The 18,190-nt window shown below is 65.3% G+C and carries 17 protein-coding genes; 11 read left to right on the top strand and 6 right to left on the bottom strand.

Annotation, left to right across the window (positions count from 1 at the left end):
• The first annotated feature begins 38 nt into the window (after positions 1-38).
• The 10 genes from S2M10_RS08150 to S2M10_RS08105 all read left to right on the top strand — a co-directional run bounded on the left by S2M10_RS08150 (position 39) and on the right by S2M10_RS08105 (position 12,842).
• A complete protein-coding gene (locus S2M10_RS08150; protein ID WP_018251213.1) occupies positions 39-2,072 on the top strand; it encodes a copper resistance system multicopper oxidase in 2,034 nt (677 codons plus the stop codon).
• Positions 2,069-3,361 (top strand): copper resistance protein B, encoded by a 1,293-nt coding sequence (locus S2M10_RS08145; RefSeq protein ID WP_024310688.1) that lies wholly within the window; start codon positions 2,069-2,071, stop codon positions 3,359-3,361. Before S2M10_RS08150 ends, S2M10_RS08145 begins: the two co-directional genes overlap by 4 nt.
• A gap of 15 nt (positions 3,362-3,376) precedes the next feature.
• Positions 3,377-3,961, top strand: a complete 585-nt coding sequence (locus tag S2M10_RS08140) for a cytochrome c (RefSeq protein WP_024310687.1) — start codon at positions 3,377-3,379, stop codon at positions 3,959-3,961.
• Positions 3,962-3,986: 25 nt separating this feature from the next.
• On the top strand, positions 3,987-4,724 hold the full coding sequence (locus tag S2M10_RS08135; RefSeq protein ID WP_168845682.1) for a PepSY domain-containing protein: 738 nt from the start codon (positions 3,987-3,989) through the stop codon (positions 4,722-4,724).
• Between the two features lie 160 nt (positions 4,725-4,884).
• Positions 4,885-5,250 (top strand): DUF305 domain-containing protein, encoded by a 366-nt coding sequence (locus tag S2M10_RS08130; RefSeq protein ID WP_018251211.1) that lies wholly within the window; start codon positions 4,885-4,887, stop codon positions 5,248-5,250.
• Positions 5,251-5,321: 71 nt separating this feature from the next.
• Positions 5,322-5,771, top strand: coding sequence for a DUF411 domain-containing protein (locus S2M10_RS08125; RefSeq protein ID WP_168845684.1), 450 nt, complete (start codon positions 5,322-5,324; stop codon positions 5,769-5,771).
• 897 nt (positions 5,772-6,668) lie between these two features.
• Positions 6,669-7,886, top strand: coding sequence for a TolC family protein (locus S2M10_RS08120; protein ID WP_018251210.1), 1,218 nt, complete (start codon positions 6,669-6,671; stop codon positions 7,884-7,886).
• Positions 7,883-9,382, top strand: a complete 1,500-nt coding sequence (locus S2M10_RS08115) for an efflux RND transporter periplasmic adaptor subunit (RefSeq protein ID WP_061780583.1) — start codon at positions 7,883-7,885, stop codon at positions 9,380-9,382. The genes S2M10_RS08120 and S2M10_RS08115 overlap by 4 nt, the downstream gene beginning before the upstream one ends.
• A complete protein-coding gene (locus tag S2M10_RS08110; RefSeq protein ID WP_018251208.1) occupies positions 9,379-12,516 on the top strand; it encodes an efflux RND transporter permease subunit in 3,138 nt (1,045 codons plus the stop codon). The genes S2M10_RS08115 and S2M10_RS08110 overlap by 4 nt, the downstream gene beginning before the upstream one ends.
• Positions 12,516-12,842 (top strand): copper-binding protein, encoded by a 327-nt coding sequence (locus tag S2M10_RS08105; protein WP_017980774.1) that lies wholly within the window; start codon positions 12,516-12,518, stop codon positions 12,840-12,842. Before S2M10_RS08110 ends, S2M10_RS08105 begins: the two co-directional genes overlap by 1 nt.
• A 21-nt stretch (positions 12,843-12,863) precedes the next feature.
• Here S2M10_RS08105 and S2M10_RS08100 read toward each other — a convergent pair whose 3' ends face one another.
• A complete protein-coding gene (locus S2M10_RS08100) occupies positions 12,864-13,631 on the bottom strand; it encodes a glutaredoxin family protein (RefSeq protein ID WP_017980773.1) in 768 nt (255 codons plus the stop codon).
• Between the two features lie 63 nt (positions 13,632-13,694).
• On the opposite strand from S2M10_RS08100, the gene S2M10_RS08095 reads away from it, so the two are divergent.
• Entirely contained in the window at positions 13,695-14,099 is a 405-nt protein-coding gene (locus tag S2M10_RS08095) for a MerR family DNA-binding protein (RefSeq protein ID WP_017980772.1), read from the top strand.
• Here the strand turns inward: S2M10_RS08095 and dmeF are convergent.
• The 5 genes from dmeF to S2M10_RS08070 all read right to left on the bottom strand — a co-directional run bounded on the left by dmeF (position 14,096) and on the right by S2M10_RS08070 (position 18,051).
• A complete protein-coding gene (gene dmeF / locus S2M10_RS08090) occupies positions 14,096-15,040 on the bottom strand; it encodes a CDF family Co(II)/Ni(II) efflux transporter DmeF (protein WP_017980771.1) in 945 nt (314 codons plus the stop codon). The genes S2M10_RS08095 and dmeF overlap by 4 nt on opposite strands.
• Positions 15,041-15,050: 10 nt before the next feature.
• Positions 15,051-15,326: a metal/formaldehyde-sensitive transcriptional repressor gene (locus S2M10_RS08085; RefSeq protein WP_081609170.1), complete on the bottom strand. Its 276-nt coding sequence runs from the start codon at positions 15,324-15,326 to the stop codon at positions 15,051-15,053.
• Between the two features lie 134 nt (positions 15,327-15,460).
• Positions 15,461-15,943 carry a hypothetical protein gene (locus S2M10_RS08080; RefSeq protein ID WP_125960890.1) on the bottom strand — a complete coding sequence of 161 codons (483 nt, stop codon included), beginning with the start codon at positions 15,941-15,943 and terminating at the stop codon, positions 15,461-15,463.
• Positions 15,944-15,955: 12 nt separating this feature from the next.
• Positions 15,956-17,191 (bottom strand): molybdopterin-dependent oxidoreductase, encoded by a 1,236-nt coding sequence (locus S2M10_RS08075; protein WP_125960889.1) that lies wholly within the window; start codon positions 17,189-17,191, stop codon positions 15,956-15,958.
• Between the two features lie 89 nt (positions 17,192-17,280).
• On the bottom strand, positions 17,281-18,051 hold the full coding sequence (locus tag S2M10_RS08070) for a hypothetical protein (RefSeq protein WP_348770551.1): 771 nt from the start codon (positions 18,049-18,051) through the stop codon (positions 17,281-17,283).
• Positions 18,052-18,190 lie beyond the last annotated feature (139 nt).

Genomic DNA, 18,190 nt, shown 5'->3' with positions numbered 1-18,190 from the left:
CTAGAGGGACACTCCCGTTCGAGAGCCTTGAGGACCGTATGAGCCGCACTATCGATCGCCGCCAGATGCTTCGCGGCGCCGCCCTTGCTGGCGGTGGCATGGCGCTGACCGCCTATATGCCCGCGTGGGCGCAGCCTGTCTCGGGCGGGATCGTCAAACCGCTGCCGACCGTCTCGGGCACTGACATCGCGCTGACGATCGACAGTTTCAGACTTCCCGTCGACGGCAAGTCGACGCCCGCAATCGGCGTCAACGGCACGGTGCCGGCCCCTCTCATTCGCTTGAAGGAGGGGCAAAAGGTCCGCCTCTCCGTCACCAACAATCTCGACGAGGACAGTTCGATCCACTGGCATGGGCTGCTCGTGCCGTTCGCGATGGACGGCGTGCCCGGCATCAGCTTCCCCGGCATCAAGGCGCGCTCGACCTTCATCTACGAGTTCCCGATCATCCAGTCGGGCACCTACTGGTATCACAGCCATTCCGGCGAGCAGGAGCAGGGCGGACTTTACGGGCCGATCGTGATCGACCCGGCCGGTGCCGATCCGATCGCGTTCGACCGCGAGCATGTGATCGTGCTGTCCGACCACAGCCAGATGACCGGCGAGCAGATTTTCCGGAAGCTGAAGCAGATGGGCGGCGCCTATTTCAACTATCAGCGGCCGACCCTCGCGGGCTTGCTCGCGGGTCGGGAAATGCCGCTCAAGGACCGGATCGAGTGGGGAAAGATGCGAATGGACCCCGCCGACATCGCCGACGTCACCGGCTCGACCTATACCTTCCTGGTCAACGGCTACGGGCCGTATGACAACTGGACGGGGCTGTTCAAGCCGGGCGAGCGGGTCCGCTTGCGGATCATCAACGCCGCGGCGCAGACCAACTTCAACGTCCGCATCCCCGACCTGCCGATGACCGTCGTGCAGGCCGATGGGCAGAATGTCCGTCCGGTGAAGATCGACGAGTTCCAGATCGGCGTTGCCGAGACGTTCGACGTGATCGTGACGCCCGAGGACCGGGCCTACAGCTTCGTCTCCGAGGCTATCGATCGCTCCGGCATGGGCCGGGCGACGCTCGCCCCGCGTGAGGGGATGGTCGCCCCGGTCCCGCCGCTTCGTCCGCGCACGCTGCTGACCATGACCGATATGGGCATGGACATGGGGAGCATGGGCGGGATGCAGGGCATGTCCGGCATGAAGGACGAGAGCCCGGTCGCCACGCGCGGGCCGGACCCCACCTTGATGCAGAACGCCTCGCGCAATCTTTGGAAGCTGACGGGCTGGAAGGGGCCGACCGATCACGGGACGGTCGCGGCAGGCGCAGCGATGGCGGGCATGTCCGGCATGTCGGGCATGGACCACAGCCAGATGGGCGGCGCTGTAATGCCCGGGATGGACCATAGCCAAATGGCAGCGGGCGGTGCTGGCATGGCCGGCATGGACCATAGTGCCATGTCGGGCGGATCGGGCCAGGCTGGCGGCATGGCCGGGATGGACCACGGGTCGGGTGGCGGCATGAACATGAACATGCGCGACCCGAAGAATGCGCCGGGCGTGAAGATGGGGCCGGGCGTGCAGACCATCTCCCCGATGCCGAAGGACCGTAGCGGTGAACCGCCCCAGGGTCTGGAGGGCCTGGATCACCGCGTCCTCACCTATCGCGACCTCGTTTCGCTCGCGCCCAACCCCGACGTGCGCGCGCCGTCGCGTCAGTTCGAGATCCATCTGACCGGTAACATGGAGCGCTACATGTGGGGCTTCGACGGGCAGAAGCTGAGCGATCCCGCCGACCCCATCCCGTTCCGCAAAGGCGAGCGGGCGCGGGTGACGTTGGTCAACGATACGATGATGCCGCACCCCATCCATCTCCACGGCCATTTCTTCGAGCTGGTGACGGGGCACGGCAATCATGCGCCGCGCAAGCACACCGTCAACGTGCCGCCTGGAGGCAAGATGACCTTTGATCTGACCGCCGATGCACCCGGCGATTGGGCGTTCCACTGTCACAATCTCTACCACATGACCGCAGGCATGATGCGCGTCGTCACCGTTCGCCCGTTCGCGGGAGAGGCGGCATGAACCGGCTGACCGCGGCGCTCGCCGCCACCACCATGCTCGGCATCGCCGGTCCTGTCGCCGCTCAGTCGATGCAGGGCATGGATCATTCGGCAATGCCGGGCATGACCATGCCGATGCCTGCGAAAAAGAAGCCGGTGGTGAAGCCCACGGCCAAAGGCAAGCCGGCCAAGACTAGGTCAGCTCCTGCGAGGCGACCATCAGCTTCGACGACGAAACGCCGCGCCGCGCCAACGGCCGGCATGAATGGTATGGATCACGGGACCATGCCGGGCATGGATCACTCGTCTATGCCCGGCATGGACCATGCGGCTCCGCAGGGCTCACAGCAGGGCATGGAAGCCATGCCGGGGATGCAGATGCCCGGAAACGGCCAAACGGTCCCTCAGGGCTCCCAGCAGCCGATGCAGGGCATGGACCATTCGGCGATGCCGGGGATGACCATGCCAGCCGACCAGCACAGCGGCCACGACATGCAGGGCATGTCGGGAATGGCCGGAATGCCAGGCATGGCGGCCGATGGGGTGCAGCAGACTGGCACCGCGCTTCCCGCAGGAAACGCCCCCGCCCCGCCCCTGCCGACCGACCATGCGGCCGACAGCGTTTACGGCGCGGACGCGATGGCGATGGGTCGCCATCACCTTCAGCAGCATCACGGCGGTCAAAACTTCAGCCAGGTGCTATTGAACCTCGCTGAGTATCAATTCCGCAACGGTCGTGACGGCTATCGCTGGGATGGCGAGGCGTGGTTCGGGGGTGACATCAACCGCCTCTTCATCAAGTCTGAGGGCGAGGGAGCCTTCCGCGAGGGCATCGAGAGCGCCGAGGTGCAGGCGCTCTATAGCCGGACCATTGGCCCTTATTTCAATCTACAAGCGGGTGTCCGCCAGGATTTGGGGCCGTCCCCGAAACGCACCTATGCGACCGTCGGGCTGGAGGGGCTGGCACCGGGCTTCTTCGAGCTAGAGGGCGCGGTATTCCTGTCCAACAAGGGCGACCTGCTAGGGCGGCTTGAGGGCTATTACGACCAGCGCATCACCCAGCGGCTGATCCTGCAACCGCGCGCCGAGCTCAATTTCGCTGCGCAGGACGTGCCGGAAAACCGGATCGGATCGGGCCTATCCAACGCCGAGCTTGGATTGCGGCTGCGTTATGAGATCCGGCGCGAGTTCGCCCCCTATGTCGGCGTGTCATGGGATCGCCGCTTCGGCGACACCGCCCGCTACGCGCGCGCCGATGGGGATCGCGCAACGTCCAAGAGCATCGTCGCCGGCGTTCGTGTCTGGTTCTGATCGATGGAGGAACAGATGGCTCAAGACGGCAGGCGCTCGATAAGGCAGCACTTCCCGAGCCTGCCGTTCGTAGGCGCCCTGGCGATCGTCCTGGCGCTGGGCGCAGCCGCGTTTATCTACCTTGGCGTGTATAACATCGCGGCCGACGAACCGCACACGCCGGCGGTCTATTCAATGCTCGAACGCCTGCGCGATCGGTCGATTGAGGCACGCGCGCGCGGCATAACACCCCCGGCCGATCTGGCATCGGCGCAGCGCGTGTCAGTCGGCGCGGGCCTTTACGGAGAAATGTGTTCCGGTTGCCATCTCGGCCCCGGCGTCGAGAAATCCGAGATGAGCCAGGGCCTCTATCCACAGGCGCCGGAACTCGCGCGCGCTCAAGATCTCACCCCCGCCCAGCAATTCTGGATCATCAAGCACGGGGTGAAGCTCAGCGCCATGCCGGCATGGGGCAAGACGCATCCCGACCCCCTAATTTGGAATATGGTCGCGTTCGTCCGCAAGCTCCCCGGCATGACGCCCGAACAGTATAAGGCACTGGTCGCGAGCGCCCCGGCCGATCACGACGAGATGATGAAGGACATGCCGGGTATGAAGTGACCCCGGCGACGAGGTTGAGGGAGGAGTGGTTCTGAAAAGCGCGAAACTGAGGCTGCATCTACTCGCGAGCCGCACGCACAAATGGCTCGCGATCATCATCGGCGCGCAGCTCCTGCTATGGTTCGCAAGCGGCGCCCTGATGAGCTTCCTGCCGATCGATCGGGTGCATGGCGATCACCTCGTTGACCGCAAAGCCGCGGCGCCCCTTCCCCGCGGCAGCACGTTCGCCCCACCATCGGCGATCGTAGGCGCAGCAGATGCGCCCATCGAGGCCATCACCTATCGCATGTGGCTTGGCCGCCCGGTCGCCGAGGTCGCGACAGCCAAGGGAACGCGCCTGTTCGACGCCGCGACGGGCCAAGCGCTGCCAGCACCAACGGCTCGTGAGGCCGAGGAGATCGCGCGTTTGGCATGGCGTCGCGGTGCTCGACCAGCGGCGAAGGTAGAGCGGATCGAGCGCGCCAGCCCCGAATATCGCGGCACGCTCCCCGCCTGGCGCGTCGCGTTCGCCGACCTCGATTCCACCCGCGTCTTTGTCGCGGCCGACACCGGTCGGATCTCGGCTGTCCGAACCGGCACTTGGCGGCTCTACGACTTCTTCTGGGGCCTTCACATCATGGATTGGACGAATCACGAGAACTTCAACACGCCCTGGCTGCTCGCCTTCGCGATCGGTGGGCTTGCGCTTTGGTTAGGGGGGGCAGTGCTTCTCTACATGCGATGGCCCAAAACGCGGCGTCGCAACATCGTGATCGAGGCATAATATACGCGGCTCAGGAGCGTAGCCCTCGGAAATAAAGTCCTGTTTCCTGACAATTCCTCGCGCGTTCTAGCACCCCGGGTGAGGGATAGCCGCCTCGCACGCGTAGAAGTCTTAGAACCCAAGGAGATCAATAATGCGCTTCGCACCAACATTCGCAGCTTTGGCGCTGCTCGCCACGCCCGCCCTCGCGCAGCAGAGCGGCGGAATGCAGGGCATGAACCACGGTCAGATGGCCGGCATGAACCACGACGACATGGCGGGCATGATGGCCGGCAATCCCTACGGCCAGGCCGAGATGGACATGCATCAGAAGATGATGGCGGCCAAGCAGGGCGACGCGGCCGAAATGTGGACGCGCAAGATGATCGAGCATCACCGAGGCGCCATCGCCATGTCGCGCGTTGCGGTGCGTGACGCGCGCGACGCCGAGACCAAGCGCATGGCGCAGATGACGATCACGAAACAGGAAAAGGATATTGCCGAGCTGCAGGCGTGGCTCAGCAAGCACGGCAAGCGCCCGCAATAAGGGAGCGCTGCCCCGCCCTGTCGATCCCCCTACCCCCCGGCAGGGCGGGGATTTCCTTTTAGGAGCTGATGATGAAGAATGGTGTTCGTGGCGCCGTCGCCGCCTTGCTAATGACCATCCCAGCGGTCGCATCGGCCGCGGCCGACATCGCCATGCACCGCGATCCGGGTTGCGGCTGTTGCGAGAAATGGGCGGCGCAGGTGCGTCAGCAGTTCGGCCGCAAGGTCCAGATCATCGACGATGATCGCCGTGAGGTGCTGCAGCGTAAGATCGGCCTGCCCGCTGACCTCGCGTCCTGCCATACCGCGATCATCGACGGCATCGCGTTTGAGGGACATGTCCCGATCGCAGACATGAAGCGCGCGCTGGCCCAGCATCCTAAAGGCGTGCGCGGCTTGGCCGTGGCCGGAATGCCGATGGGCTCACCGGGCATGGAGGTTCCCGGCATGAGAACCCAGCCCTATGACGTCATTGCGTTCGGTGCCGCTGGCCGGCGTGTCTTTGCTAGCCACGGCGCCTAAACGACAGGTTGTCTTGTGAGCGGCAAATCTTCCCCGGCGCTTCATGCCGGCACTACGGCACCCGGCAAACCACCCGTATTGACCTCGGCGTTGACAATTGGGATAGTATCCGGGTGTTGAAAGCTCGTCTTTCTCTCTTGCTTCTTGTTGGAGCGTTGCTTGGCCTTTTGGGCCAAGGAATTGCGTATGCGGCCGGCCCATCGCTCTCACCCAAGATGGCGATGAGCCATGTCACCCCATCCCGCATGGATTGCGCGGGTATGGCGACCCCGGATCCGTCATCGGAACACCCATGCAAAGGACTGACGCTGGCGTGTATCGCCCAAATGGGATGCGTTGTTCCCATGACGTTTGAGGAGCCGGCAAGAGTGCTGAAGCGCTCGATCGCATCTCAAATCGTTATCTGGCCTGCCAGCCGGGCACTTGCCGGCCTCAACGTCGCTCCCGAGCCCGAACCGCCTACCGTTTGATCGAGTCAAGCCGTGTCAGGCTGCAGCCGTTCGCCGGTTGCGGCTCTGCCGATTTTAAATCTCGATCAAATTGGAAAGTGACATGAAAACGTTCATCTTGGCGGTATTTGCCGCTAGCCTCGCCGCGTCGGCAGCGACGGCGGCCACATCTGAAAATAAAAGCAATGGTCATTGGGAGTGGCGTTCCAATTACCAGCCGGGCCCGCGGGCGCCGCTTCAAGCCCCACGTCGCGTATGGGTTACGGACGTTCCCCAGTCGAGCGCCTGCGTGTGCCCGATGATGGAACGCGGTCGCGACGCCTGCATGTCAATGAAGGGCGGCCAGTCAACTTAAGCTGGCGAGCCTGAACAGGTGCCGGGCTCCGATCAACCATTTGGAGCCCGGCCATCATTATGACATGAAGGGACTAGAGGGATGCGCGCATCCATGATGCTCGCGGTCGCCGCGCTCACGACGAGCGCCGCGCACGCGCAGACACTTACCTATGACCAAGCGCTGCGCGATGCGGTTGCCAACGCCCCGGGAGCGGTTGCCGGTCGCGCGGGGGTCAGCGCCGCCCAAGCCGATGCACGTGCGGCGGGAAGCCTTCCGGACCCCCGTGTGTCGATCGGAATCGAGAATTATCCTGTCTCTGGGCCACCCGCCTTCTCCCTATCCAGAGACGACATGACGATGGGGCGTGTCGGTTTCCAACAGGACCTACCCAACCTTGCCAAGCGTCATGCCGCGCAAGCGCAGGCACGCGCCGTGATCGCAACGGCAGAAGCATCGCAAGCGACCAAGCTCCGGGAGGTGCGATTGGGAGCGGGGCAGGCATGGATCGACCTTGCTTATGCCGAGCGTCGACTAGCTGCCCTCGACACCGTTCTGCTATTCCTTCGATCTCTCCCTTCCGCTGCGCGGGCCGCCGTGACGACCGGTTCGGTCCGCCCTGGTCAGACACTGACGACCGATCAGGAGATCGCGGCACTCGACGACCGCCGCGACGAGTTGATGGCCGCCGTTGCGCGCGCCCGCGCGATGCTGGCTCGCTGGACCGGCGTATCGGCGCCCGAGATTGCCGGCGATATGCCCGCGATCGATCTGGCTCCGGCGCGGCTGCGGGACGCGCTCAGCCTTCACTCCGACATGGTTCTCGCCGAGGCCGGTATTCAGCGCGCCCAGGCCGACGTGGATGCGGCGCGAGCGGAGAAGCGACCCGATTGGGGGGTAGAGGTAGCTTATCAACGCCGTGACCCCCGGTATGGCGACATGGTGTCGGCGGGAGTTTCGATGAGCCTGCCGCTGTTCGCTCGATCGCGTCAGAACCCGCGCATCGAAGCCCGCAAATCCGCACAGGCGCAGGCCGAGGCCGCGCGCGAAGAAACCCGGCGCACATTGGCAGCCGATCTGGAGGCCGCGCTGGCGGACCACCAAATGCATCACAGCCAATGGCAGCGCGCGCGCGACGTGCTCCTTCCGCTCGCTCGGAAGCGAGCCGATCTGGAGATAGCGAGCTACTCTGCCGGTCGCGCGAGTCTTGCGGATGCCATCGAAGCCAAGACCGCGCTCGCCGACGCCGAGCTGACCGTGCTCGACCGTGAGGCGCTCGTCGCCGCAGACTCTGTCCGCCTCACCATTACCTTCGGGAGCGCCGATCGATGAGCGACACTACCATTACCCGCGCCCGCCTTGTCACCGCGGTAAGCGCGCTGGTGCTGGTCGCAGGGGGCGTGGGCTTCGGGCTCGCGAAACTTGGCACGTCCTCGGCTGCCGATCAAACGGCATCCCCAGCCCCGCAGAAGAAGATCCTCTACTGGTATGATCCGATGATCCCGGGGGAGCGGCACGACGGCCCGGGTCTCTCGTCGATGGGGATGAAACTGATCCCCCGCTATGCCGACGAGGGCGCAGGCGGTAGCGCCGCACCGGGCGTAGCGATCGATCCGGCCAGCCTCCAGCGGCTCGGCGCGCGGATCGTCACGGTCGAACGCGGATCGTTGTCAAACTCGGCCTCGGCAACCGGCAGCATCGAGTTCAATGACCGCAACGTTGCGGTCGTGCAGGCACGCAGCGGCGGCTTCGTTCAGCGCGTCTATGCGCGCGCGCCAGGCGATGTCGTGCCGGCAGGCGCCCCGCTCGCCGATATCCTTGTGCCCGAATGGGCGGGCGCGCAGGCGGAGTATCTCGCCGTGCGCCGCACCGGGGATGCCGGGCTCACGCGGGCGGCACGAGAGCGCCTGTTGCTTCTCGGGATGCCCGCCGGATCGATTGCATCGGCGGAGTGGCGCGGCCGACCGCAAGGTGTGACGACGATCAGCACGCCCGTGGGGGGCGTCATCAAGACGCTCGGCGTCCGACAGGGGATGACGGTCGCGCAAGGACAGACACTGGCGGAGGTGAACGGCCTCGCCACCGTGTGGCTGAACGCGGCTGTCCCTGAGGCCCTCGCAGGAAACCTGCGGATCGGCACGCCCGTCATCGCCACGCTGGCGGCTTTCCCGGGCGAAAGCTTCAGGGGCCGCATCGCTGCGATCCTGCCCCAGGCCGAGGCAGCGAGCCGCACGCTCACAATCCGCGTCGAGCTCCCCAACCGTGCCGGCCGGTTGCGCCCCGGTATGTTCGCCAGCGTGGCGCTCGACCAGGGGAGCCGCGATGCACTCCTTGTTCCGAGTGAGGCCGTGATCCGGACCGGCCGGCGCACACTCGTCATGTTGGCAGGGCCGGGTGGACGCTTTCGACCCGCCGAGGTTCGCACTGGCGCAGAAGGCGGCGGCAAAACCGAGATAGTCGCCGGCCTGACCGAGGGTGAGAAGGTTGTCGCGTCGGGCCAGTTCCTGATCGACTCCGAAGCGAGCCTCGCTGGCCTCGATGCGCGTCCGATTGGTGTCGAAGCGTCACCCGCAACAAAGCCGGCCGTGAAACCCACCGCGTCGATCTACGAGACGGTCGGCAGCATCGAGGCGATCGATCGCAGTTCCGTCACCCTGTCCCATCAGCCCGTTCCGGCGATCGGCTGGCCGGCCATGACAATGACGTTCCGCGTCGCCGATCCCGCGTTGGTGCGTGGGTATCGCAAGGGTGAGCGGGTGCGGTTCGGCTTTGATCAACCCGCCGATGGTCCAACGCTGCGCCGCATGACGCGCGAGGCTGGGCGATGATTGCCGCGATCATCCGCTGGTCGGTCGCGAACCGCTTCCTCGTCGTCCTGGCGGCCATCGCGCTCGCCATGGCCGGGGTGTTCGCAATGCGTGCCACCCCCGTCGATGCGCTCCCCGACCTGTCCGACACGCAGGTCATCATCCGCACGAGCTGGCCGGGCCAAGCCCCGCAGATCGTCGAGAACCAGGTGACGTATCCGCTCACCACGACGATGCTGTCCGTGCCTGGCGCGAAAACCGTGCGCGGCTATTCGTTCTTCGGCGACAGCTACGTCTATGTCCTCTTCGAGGATGGGACCGACCTCTATTGGGCGCGCTCACGCGTGCTGGAGTATCTGAGCCAGGTGCAGGGACGGCTTCCCCAAGGCGCGCAGGCCGCGCTGGGTCCTGATGCGACGGGGGTCGGCTGGGTCTATGAATACACGCTGTTGGACCGCACCGGCCGCCGTGACCTGTCGCAGCTCCGATCCTTGCAGGACTGGTTCCTACGTTATGAACTGAAAACGCTGCCCGGCGTTGCGGAGGTGGCGAGCATCGGCGGAATGGTGAAGCAATATCAGGTGCTGCTCGACCCGACGCGGCTCGCCGCATTCGGTGTCACGCACACTCAGGCCGTCGATGCCATTCGCCGCGCCAATCAGGAGGCCGGCGGGTCCGTCCTCGAGCTGGGCGAAGCCGAATATATGGTGCGCGCGTCAGGTTACTTGCGCACCGTCGACGATTTCCGCGCGATCCCGCTCAAGGTCGCCGGTGCCGGCGTCCCCGTTACCTTGGGCGACGTCGCGTCGATCCAGATCGGCCCCGAGATGCGCCGCGGCATCGCCGAGCTGAACGGCGAAGGCGAGGTCGCGGGCGGAGTCGTCATCCTGCGTCAGGGCAAGAATGCACGGCAGACGATCGAAGCCGTCAAGGCCAAGCTCGCGGAACTGAAAGCGAGCCTTCCCCCCGGCGTCGAGATCGTCACCACCTATGACCGCTCGCAATTGATCGACCGCGCGGTGGAGAATTTGACGGGCAAGCTGATCGAGGAGTTCGTCGTCGTCGCGATCATCTGCGGGTTGTTTCTGTGGCATGTCCGGTCTGCGCTGGTCGCGATCGTCACCTTGCCTCTGGGGGTGCTCGCGGCCTTGCTCGTCATGCGTGTGCAGGGGGTGAACGCCAACATCATGTCTTTGGGCGGTATCGCCATCGCGATCGGCGCGATGGTCGATGCCGCGATCGTGATGATCGAGAACGCGCACAAGCGGATCGAGCGATGGGAACACGACCATCCGGGCGTGGCGCTGGCGGGCGAGGAACGCTGGCGCGTCATCACCGAGGCCGCGGCCGAGGTCGGGCCGGCGCTGTTCTTCAGCCTCGTCATCATCACGCTGTCGTTCGTGCCGGTGTTCACGCTCGAAGCGCAGGAGGGACGGCTGTTCGCCCCGCTCGCCTTCACCAAGAGCTATGCGATGGCGGCAGCGGCGATCCTGTCGGTAACGCTCGTGCCGGTCCTGATGGGATGGCTGATCCGGGGACGCATTCCGGCCGAGAACGACAACATTATCAACCGCGTGCTCACCCGTGCCTATCGCCCGGCGCTCGACCGCGTGTTGGCGCGGCCTTGGGCGGCGATCGGCATCGCCGCCCTGGTACTGGCGACGACGGCATGGCCGCTGACCCGATTGGGTGGCGAGTTCATCCCGACGATGGATGAGGGCGATCTGCTCTACATGCCGTCCGCGCTTCCCGGCCTTTCGGCCGCGAGCGCCTCGGCCCTGCTCCAGCGCACAGACCGGCTGATAAAAACCGTTCCCGAGGTCAAAACCGTGTTCGGCAAAGCCGGGCGCGCCGAGACCGCGACCGACCCGGCACCGCTCGAGATGTTCGAGACGACCATCCAATTCAAGCCGCGCGATCAATGGCGCGCGGGGATGACGCCGGCAAAGCTGGTGGAGGAGCTGGACCGCACAGTGCGCGTGCCCGGCCTCACGAACGTATGGGTGCCTCCGATCCGCAATCGGATCGATATGCTCGCGACCGGCATCAAGAGTCCCATCGGGGTGAAAGTGTCGGGGTCCAACCTCTCCGAGCTGGACCGCATCGCCGGCAGCATCGAACGTGTCGCCAGGACCGTGCCGGGCGTCAGCTCGGCATTGGCAGAACGGTTGACCGGAGGCCGCTATGTCGATGTCGATATCGATCGGGTGACCGCGGGGCGCTACGGTCTCAACATCGCCGATGTGCAGGAGATTGTGTCCGGCGCGATCGGCGGCGAGACGATCGGCCAGACGGTGGAGGGCCTTGCCCGCTACCCGATCAGCGTCCGCTACCCCCGCGAGCTGCGTGACAGTCTGGAGGGACTGCGAACTCTCCCAATCGTCACCGCATCGGGTCAGCAGATCACACTCGGCACCGTCGCATCCGTGTCGATCGCGGAAGGTCCACCGATGCTCAAGACGGAAAATGGTCGACTCTCGACATGGGTCTATGTCGACGTGCGCGGGCGCGACCTGGCCTCCACGGTCGCCGATCTGCGCCGTGCTGTTGGCAAAGATGTTCGGCTCAGCCCCGGCGTCTCGATCGCCTATTCCGGACAATTCGAGTATCTGCAGCGTGCCGAGGCTCGGTTGATGCTCGTCGTGCCGGCGACACTCGCGATCATCTTCCTTCTCCTCTACCTTACCTTCGGTCGCCTCGACGAGGCGGCGCTTATCATGGGCACACTGCCCTTCGCGCTGACCGGCGGCATCTGGACATTATGGCTGCTCGGCTATGCGCAATCGGTCGCCACAGGTGTCGGGTTCATCGCGCTCGCCGGCGTGTCGGCGGAGTTCGGCGTCGTCATGCTGATCTACCTGAAACACGCATTGGCCGAGCGCGGGCCGTCACCGTCGGGCGAGCAAGTATCGGAAGCGATCAGGGAGGGCGCGCTGTTGCGGGTACGTCCCAAGGCGATGACCGTCGCTGTCATCGTCGCCGGGCTGTTCCCCGTGCTGATCGGGCATGGCGCCGGATCGGAGGTGATGAGCCGGATCGCCGCGCCGATGATCGGTGGAATGCTGACCGCCCCTTTCCTCTCCATGTTCATCCTGCCAGCCGCCTACTTGCTCTTGCGGCGGCGAGCTTCAACCCGCCCCGAAAGGAAGATCTGATGAAAGCCACTTTCTCCATGCGCGCCGCATTCATGCTACTAGTCACGCCGATCGCAGCGAGCGCTCTTGCTCAAGGCAGCAGGCCGGCTGCATCGGCTGTAAAATCCGGCAGCGGATCGGGGACGATCACTGCCGTCGACGCGAAAGGTGGAACCGTAACCATCAAGCACGGCCCGATCCCGACGATCGGCTGGCCCGCAATGACGATGACCTTCCGGGCATCCCCCCCGACCCTGCTCAAGGGACTGCGGTCGGGGCAGCGGGTCGCATTCACCGCCAAGGCGAAGGGTATGACGGCAGAAGTTACGGCGATCAGCCCGCATTGACGACGCGTGCCGACCTTCGCGTCAGTGCGCCATCGCCAGCACGGGCGGCGCAGCGATCATCCACAGCGCCATCGCGACCATCATCAGGTTTTCGGTGAGCGAGATGAAGCCGAGCGGCACGTTGCTGTCCCCGCCCACGCACGCGCATTTCAGCTCACGCTTGTCGATGTAGACGGCCTTGAACACCGACACCGCGCCGATCGTACCGATAACGAGCGCGACGGGCACCGACAGCCAGGTCAACGCGCCGGCTGCCATCAGGACGCCCGCCGCTCCTTCCGCGTAGGGATAGACATAGGAATAGGGCACCCAGCGCTTCGCGAGCAGATCGTAGTTGAGGAACATGCTCGAGAAGCTCTCGACGTTCTGGAGCTTGAGCATCGCCAGAGCGCACATCGAGAACGCGATGAACCATTCACCCGCCCGCACCGTGAAGGGCGTGCCGAGTACCGCATAGCTGGCGGCGAGCGCCATCAGCGCCGTCATCGCGAACACGGCAATCACCGGGCGATAGGTGACGGCCTTGGGGTCGCGGACCATCTTGCCGAAGAAGCGGCGCAGATCGTCATAGCCGCCGACCCGCTCCCCGGCGATAAAGATCTGCGGGGTCGTCTTGACGCCGTGCTTCGCCTTGAAAGCGTCGGTTTCTTCCCGCGTCATCAGCCAATGGTCATCGACCGCATAGCCTTCCCGGCGCAGAAGATCCTTCGCCTTCAGCCCGAAAGGGCAGGTATGTTCCGGCATCACCATCCGGTAGATCGTCGCCTGTTTGGCGGGGGCGCTCGCCATGCCGCTTCTCCAATATCCTCGCCCCGCCTATATAGGGTCCGTACCATAGTACGGAGTCAAGGCATGACCGGCATGACGATCGCGGCGCTCGCGCGCGAGGGCGGCGTCGGCGTCGAAACGGTGCGCTACTATCAGCGTCGCGGTTTGCTGGACGAGCCAGACCGGCCGACCGGGGCTGGCGCCGGAGGCGGCATCCGGCGCTACGGCACCGATGACGCCCGCCGCCTTCGCTTCATCCGCTCGGCGCAGGCAGCCGGTTTCACGCTCGAGCAGATCGGTGAGCTTCTGGCGCTGGATGCGACCGACGATCGCGCCCGCGCGCGCCAGCTCGCGGGCGAGCGCATTGCCGAACTGGATGCGAAGATCGAGGAGCTTGAGCGGGTGCGCGCCTCGCTTCGCCGGCTCGCACATGAATGCGGGTCAGGAGCGGAGGGACCATGCCCGATCCTGACCGCCTTCGAGGGCTAGCGGCACTCGACGGTCAGGTGCGCGATTTCATGAACCGGTGCGAGGCGGGCGCGGATATCGTCGCCGGTCACGCCCTGCCCGCCTACGACGCTGACGATCGCGGCGTGGGCTTCCGGACCGACGCGCCAGACATGAAGATCGGTGATACGCGCGTCGCCTGGCGCCTCGACCAACTCGCGCACTTCCTCCTCTACATGATGATCGGTCGCATCGAGCAACACGGACGCCGTGTCGCGCATCAGCGTCCATGACCAGCGCGCGATGACGATCGCACCGACGATGCCCATCACCGGATCCATCCACACCCAGCCGAGATAGCGGCCCGCCAGCAGCGCGGCGATGGCGAGAACCGAGGTGAGCGCGTCGGCCAGGACATGGACATAGGCGGAGCGCATGTTGTTGTCACCGCCATGCGCGCCGTGCGCATGCCCGTGCCCGTGATGGTGGTCATGCCCGTGATGATGGTCGTGCCCGTGATGGTGCCCGCCCGAGAGCAGGAAGGCGCAGGCGATGTTCACGCCCAGACCGACCACCGCGATGAGCGTCGCTTCCCCGAATGCGACCGTGATCGGCTGAAACAGGCGAAGGATGGACTCGACACCGATCCCGAGCGCGATCAGGCCCAGCACCATCGCCGACGCGAACCCGGCCAGGTCGCCGACCTTGCCCGTGCCGAAGCTATAGGCCCGGCTGGAGGCATGGCGCTTGGCATAGGCGTAAGCGGCCGCGGCGACCCCGAGCGCGCCCGCGTGTGTCGCCATGTGAAAGCCATCGGCGAGCAGCGCCATCGAGCCGGTCAGATAACCGGCGATGATCTCCACCACCATCATCCCGGCGGTAAGCGCCACGACCCACAGGGTCCGGCGGGCATTGTCGTCGTGCGCCGCGCCCAGGAATACATGGTCGTGCGTGAAGGCGTCGATTTCGGGCAAAGCCGCCATGAAAAGCGTCCTATTTGGCGTAGCGGCGGATCACCGCCAGCAGTTCTTCGGCACCTGCCGCCCGCTCGGCATCATCGAGGCCGGGCCGCGACACATGCGCTTCGAGGTGTTCGGCGATAATCTCGTCCATGAGGCCATTCACCGCCCCGCGCACGGCGGCAACCAGATGGAGCACGTCGGAACACGACGAGTCCGATTGAAGTGCTCGCTCGACCGCGCCGACTTGTCCGGCGATGCGACGAACGCGGGCGACCAGATCGACATTGGTTTGAGACAAATGTGACATAGGATACCCCCCTAGCCTATAGGCCAGTAAACAGCAAGTCGGTGTCAAAACCGTCCGTGGCTGTTGAAAAAGTCCTACTGAAGGCTGCCGATCGTCTGTCGAAATCGCCTTTTTAGGTTATGCGAGAGGTTTGCTTATCCGGTTCCACCTGAGACATCAGGAGCCACCTTGGGGTCGGGATCCTGTGCCTTGCCGGTTGCGGGTGCCGCTTTCTGGCTCGGCATAGCGATGAGATAAGCAACGATCGCGTCGACGTCCTTTTCGGCCACCGGCGCCTTGTACACCTCACGCATCTTGGTGACGGTCGCCTTCCACTGATCCACCGATAGCGCAGGCTGAGTTAGCGCCATGCTGGCCGAGTGGCACGAAGTGCAGTTGGCGTTGATGACGTCGGCGTGCGGACCATCGGGGTAGGTAGCGTCATCGACCGGCAGGTCGACGCTGGTCGAGGCGAGCGAAAAGCCGCGGGCTGAGACGCTGGTGGGCGGTGCCGGCTCGGATGTCTCGGAGATCGGGGCAGGCGCCTTGCGGCTGCTCGGCGCCCCGATCGAGACGAGGATAATGCCGGTCAGGCCGATCAGGCCAGCAGCCATGATGCCGGGAGACGGGGTCTTCATGCTACTCGCTCCTCAGGCCGCGATGATGGTGGTGGTCTCGATATTGCCGCGCATGAACCCGCCCGGGTTCCAGATCGGCTTCATCGGCTGGGCGACACCGTTGGTGTTCCAGCAGCGCACCATGATCGGGTTGGCACCGCGTCGCAGCGGCACGCGACCATCCCACCGACGGAAGCTGTACCTGCCCTCGTCCGCTCCGAGCGTCGTCCTGTACCAGGTGCGGCCTCCGTCCGACGACACATCGACCTTGGCGACGCCGCAGTCGCCGCCCATCGCGATGCCGCCGACCGGGATCGATGCCTCATAGGCTATCGTCTGGCCATCGGGCAGGCTGGTCATCCAGCTGCGCGGGATCATGCGGTTGATGGGGACAGTCGGGAAGTCTCTGGCGCCGGGCGCGACATTCGCGCCCGGCGTCGCGGGGATCTTGTAGGCCTTGGCCATCCAATACTGGTCGTCGGGGCCGGGCAGTACCTCGATCGAGTTCAGCATCTTGACCCAATAGGTCGAGTACCAGCCCGGCACGATCAGCCGGCAGGGAAAGCCATTGAGGAGCGGCAGCTGCTCGCCGTTCATGCCGAAGGCGATCATCACTTCGCCGTCGCGGGCATGGTCGATGTCGAGCGCCTTCTCAAAGTCAGGGGCGCCCGCCACGACCGGTTGATCGAGCGCACCGAAGCGCACCTGCACCGCGCCTGTCTTGACCCCGGCGAGGTCGAGCACGTCGCGCAGGCGCACACCGAGCCATTTGGCATTGCCCATCGCGCCGTTGCCCCATTGCGCGCCGGCAACACGTGGCTGGAACAGCCCACGGCTGTTTCCCGAGCATTGGTTGACCGCCGCCATCTCGACCCGCGGCAGGCGCAGCAGCTGGGCGAGGCTGATCGACAGCGGTCGGTTGACGTGGCCGAAGACGTTGAGGCGGAAAGTCTCGACATCGATCGAGGTCGGGATGTCGGCCCAGTGCCAGCGGACGAAGAACTGGTCGTTGGGCGTGAACACCGACTTGTCGAACACGTCCATCGGCGTTTCCAGCAAGGGCGGATGGACACGCTGGAGGATCATGCTGCCCTTGCCGGGAAAGGCGCTGGTCATCGGCCGTTCGGCATTGCCGCCAGGCAGCTTCAGGTCGACGAGCTGCTGCGCCAGTGCCGGCGCGGCGGCAAGGCCGGCGGTACCGAGCGCGGCATGCCTGAGAAAGCGGCGACGGCTGGTCTCACTCGCCAGTCCGGCGTCGAAATTGTACATGACAAGGCTCTCCTGTGGCCAGCCACGCTGGCGGATCGAAGGGGCGTTTCGCAAGTGATCGGACCGACTGATCCGATCATCATGGCGGATCAGTTCGGGGTGGCGATGCAGGGTGAGACGAACAGGTTGCCGCGCCATGCGCCGGCCAGCGTCTTGGCGCCGACGAGCAGCCACATCGCCGCAAGCGCAACCGTCAGCACCGTGCCGACGAAACCGAAGAAACCGAGGTTCAGCGTCGTGCCTAGGCGGAAGGTGGCGACGGTGTAGACGCCGAGCGGAAAGGTATAGCCCCACCAGCCCAGGTTGAACGGGACGCCGGCGCGCCAGTAGCGGATGGTGATAAGCGTCGCGAGCGCCAGCCACCACAGGCCGAAGCCCCACAGGCAGAGTCCGGCCACAACGCCGATCCCTTCCGCGACGGTACCGACACCGGCCAGCCCGTGCGCCGCGAGGATCGCCGGCGCGTCCGCCCCGAGCACCAGCATGCCCAGAGCACCCGTGCCGATCGGTCCCAGCGCCAGCCAGGAGGACGCCGCCATGCTCTCATGCGGCAGCTTGTGGAGCGCCATGCGCAGGATGAGGATGGCGAGGATGCCGAACGCGACCGGCACCGAATAGGCCCACAGCACATAGGAGGTCGCAAGCGTGACTAGCTGCGCGTGAGGATCGGTCAGATGCGGCGCGAGCAGCCCGCCGCTGGCGCCCGCCACTTCGGCAGCGACGACCGGCAGCAGCCATACCGCGGTCATGCCGTCCAGGCTGTGCTCGTGACGGGTGAACATCATGTACGGGATCAGGACGCCACAGGCGAGCGACATGGCGACGTCGATCCACCACAGGACGTGTGCGACCGGTACGATGCCATTCCCGAACTGAAGCGCCCCGGGTTTCCAGGAGGCTCCAACTTGTGAGAAGGAGCATCCGTTATGAGCAAGACAACCAACAAATTTTCACCTGAAGTCCGCGAGCGGGCGGTTCGTATGGTGGTGGAGCAGCGGG

This window comes from Sphingomonas sp. S2M10 (assembly GCF_012650175.1).
In the GTDB taxonomy this organism is placed as follows: Bacteria; Pseudomonadota; Alphaproteobacteria; order Sphingomonadales; family Sphingomonadaceae; genus Sphingomonas.
The sequence above is the reverse complement of the archived record's forward strand: the minus strand, read 5'-3'. Positions and strand labels throughout refer to the sequence as shown.